Annotated in this window: 5 protein-coding genes and 1 pseudogene; all 6 read right to left on the reverse strand. The window is 75.7% G+C overall.

Annotated features, from left to right (window positions below; genetic code table 11):
* A partial coding sequence (locus FOE67_RS21960) for a DNA cytosine methyltransferase (protein WP_182666571.1) occupies positions 1-754 on the reverse strand: 754 nt, incomplete at its 3' end.
* Positions 755-829: 75 nt separating this feature from the next.
* Complete coding sequence (locus FOE67_RS21965; RefSeq protein WP_182666572.1) at positions 830-1,045, reverse strand: hypothetical protein; 216 nt, start codon at positions 1,043-1,045, stop codon at positions 830-832.
* On the reverse strand, positions 1,042-1,392 hold the full coding sequence (locus FOE67_RS21970; protein ID WP_182666573.1) for an RRQRL motif-containing zinc-binding protein: 351 nt from the start codon (positions 1,390-1,392) through the stop codon (positions 1,042-1,044). The genes FOE67_RS21965 and FOE67_RS21970 overlap by 4 nt, the downstream gene beginning before the upstream one ends.
* Positions 1,389-1,817: a hypothetical protein gene (locus FOE67_RS21975; protein ID WP_182666574.1), complete on the reverse strand. Its 429-nt coding sequence runs from the start codon at positions 1,815-1,817 to the stop codon at positions 1,389-1,391. The genes FOE67_RS21970 and FOE67_RS21975 overlap by 4 nt, the downstream gene beginning before the upstream one ends.
* Positions 1,818-1,945: 128 nt before the next feature.
* Positions 1,946-2,389 carry a plasmid transfer protein KilB gene (gene kilB, locus FOE67_RS21980; RefSeq protein ID WP_182666575.1) on the reverse strand — a complete coding sequence of 148 codons (444 nt, stop codon included), beginning with the start codon at positions 2,387-2,389 and terminating at the stop codon, positions 1,946-1,948.
* A 46-nt stretch (positions 2,390-2,435) separates the two neighbouring features.
* A pseudogene (locus FOE67_RS21985) lies at positions 2,436-2,772 on the reverse strand (hypothetical protein); the annotation flags it as partial.

The following is a 2,772-nucleotide window of genomic DNA, read 5'->3' on the forward strand; positions in this document are numbered from 1 at the left end:
GGACGGTGGGGTGTACTTCCCGGTGGCAGCGGGGGGTGGGGCAGCGCCAGGTGTACTGCCAGCGGTATCGGCCGTGGGTGCGGTGGGTCTTCCAGGCCTGGGCGGCGCGGGCGGTTCGGCCGCAGGCGGTGCAGTGGGCGGTGGGGCGGGTCCAGGTGTCGAGGTCGGGTGCGGGGTCCGCGTTGCGCCAGAACACGATGTAGAGGCGGTCGCGGGATTGGGGTGCGCCGGGGCCGGCGGCGGTGGCGTGCATGGAGTTGAGGTAGACGGTGCGGTGGCGGTATCCGAGGGCGGTCATGGCGGTGAGCCAGGCGGGCCACAGGATCCACTCGCGGGCTTCGATGACGTTCTCGACGATGACGGTGCGGTAGCGGTGGTGTTCGGTGAAGCGGACGACGTCCCACATGGTGGCGCGGGAGCGGTCGGCGGCTTCGTCGGGGAGGGTTTCGCCGAAGAGGTCGGGGGTGGCGTCGATGTGGCGGCGGCGGCCTCGGGCGTTGGTGTGGTGGGTGCAGGAGGGGGACCACCAGGCGATGGTGGTGGTGGGGTAGCGGCGGGGGTCGACCTGGCTGATGTCGGCGCAGTCGTGGTCGGTGTCGGGGTGGTTTTCGTTGTGGACGTCGACGGCCAGGGGCCAGTGGTTCAGGGCCAGGCGGACCCGGGCTCCGGCGAGGCGGGCGCCGACGCTGGAGCCGCCGCCTCCGCAGAAGCCGTCGGTGACGGTGATGTCGGAGTCGGTGAGGCGTGGGAGCACGGATGGTTCCCTTCCGTGGGGTCGGTGGGTTTCGGGGCGTGCCGGGGCCCGGCAACCACCGGGCCCCTTGTCGTGTCAGGCGTGGATACGGGCGCGACCGGGCGGGTCGGACACGAACCGGGTGTCGCCCGGGTGATCACCGGCCCACCGTTCCGCGCACGCTTTGTGTGCGGGCTCGCCCTGGTGGGAGCGGAGCGGGGTGGGCCGGCCGCACAGGACGCAGGGGCGGTCGCCCCGGTGGTCGTAGTGGCGGGGGTCGCGCCAGGTCAGCAGCGGGGCGTCGGGGCTCATGCGGCAACCGCCAGGTCCCCGGCCGCGCAGCCGGCGCACCGCCGGTCGTGACGGGGCAGGCAGTGCGGCTGCCGGATCCCGCACCCCTGGCAGGTCTGCCGCGCGGCCATCGCGCGGTCCAGTGCTTCCTCCTGGCGCAGGGTCGGCGTGCGCTTGGGCACGGCCAGGCGGGCGTCGTAGAGCCACGCCGGGCGGATGCATGTCCGTGCGGGGCGGGCGTGGCAGGCACGGCAGCGCAGGATGGCGACGGGGTCGTGCCCGCCCGGCCTCAGCCCGGCGCCCCGCAGCTGGCGGCGGGTCATCAGGTGGGCCGGGGCGGTGCCCCAGTCGTAGACGGGGAGGCTCATCGGGTCGCCACCACCACGCGGATCGCGCCGGGGGTGTCGGCGGTGGCGGGCCGGTAGAACTCGTAGTCCTCGTCCGGGCCGGCCCCGGGCGGGGGCCCGAGGAACACGACGTGCTGGTGCTCAACCGTGGGGGCGGGCAGCGGCTCCCACTCCTCCTGGTCGCAGCCGCACTCGGGGTCGAACGGGCAGGGCGGGGGGACCAGGCCGGCCCACACGGCCAGGCGCTCGCCGCTGTCGTAGCGCTGCATCCGGGACCAGGCGGCGACCGCGCGCCGGACGTCGGACGTGACGGCCAGGAGGACGTCCCCGTCCTCGCCCAGGCAGATGACCGGGGTGCCGTAGTGCACGGCCTGGAGCTCGATCGCCTCGGGGGCGAGCACGGGGCCGGTGGTCGGGGTGTCGGTCGCGGTGTCGGTGGTGGGCACGGGTCCTCCCGGGTCGGCTGGATGCGTGGAACGGGTGGTGCGTGGTGCGGGGCCGGCGGCCCTGCCCGCGCCACCGGAGACCACCCCGGGGTGCGGGGGTGGGGCCGGTGGCGGGACGGGGTGGCCGGTCAGGTGTGGCGGCGCAGGTAGGCGGAAGCGGCGGTGCCGAACTCCTCGGCCGCGGCGAGCGCGACCTGGCGGCGGTCGGCGAGGTCAGCGGCGTCGGCCGCGTCGCGGATCGCGTAGGTGGCCGCGATGGCGGACCGGGCGGCGGTGTCCACGGCGGCCGGGAGGATGACGCGCACGGCGATGGCCGGGGCGGTGATGGCGGATCGGGTGGTGTGCGTGGTCTCCAGTGCCTCGAGGCGCCGGGTCTCCGGCGCGCCGGAGACTTCCGCGGCCTTGAGCACCCACATGGCCCGGCGGTGGTCGGCGAGTGCGGCGGCGAGGGATGTGACGGCGGCCAGCTGGTCGCGGCGCAGGGTCGCGCGGCGGGCGGCGCGGGCTCCGAGGAGGTGGGTGGTGACGGCTCCGGCGAGGGTGCCGAGCACGGCGATGAGTGTCTGCCACACAGCGGGTCTCCCGAGGGTCGGCGAGGCGGGGAACGGGGTGGTGGGGTCAGGGGCCGGTGATGCGGTTGCGGGCGATCACGGCACGGGTGTGGATTTCGGTGTGGTGAATGGCATCGGCGTGCACATGCGTCGCGGCCCCGGCGGCGCGGATGCGGGAGAGGACGGCGCCGATCGCGGCGGCCGCGGCGGCGACGCCGATGAAGGGGGCGGCGATGGCCGCGACGCCCCAGATGGTGATGGCGGACAGGCCGTGCAGGACCAGCCAGGCGCCGCAGCCGAGGCCGGTGGCTCCGGCGCCGATGCCGATGGAGGCGACCGCGATGCCGGAGGCCCAGGCGGGGACGGTGCGGTGCTCGGGCTGGGGAACGGGCGGGGTGGCGCCG

Source organism: Streptomyces calidiresistens (assembly GCF_014141525.1).
GTDB classification, from domain to species: domain Bacteria; phylum Actinomycetota; class Actinomycetes; order Streptomycetales; family Streptomycetaceae; genus Streptomyces; species Streptomyces calidiresistens.

Bases quoted from the DNA above. Each gene is read 5' to 3' on its own strand.
- FOE67_RS21970 (WP_182666573.1), bottom strand. From the start codon at position 1,392: ATGAGCCTCCCCGTCTACGACTGGGGCACCGCCCCGGCCCACCTGATG.
- FOE67_RS21965 (WP_182666572.1), bottom strand. From the start codon at position 1,045: ATGAGCCCCGACGCCCCGCTGCTGACCTGGCGCGACCCCCGCCACTAC.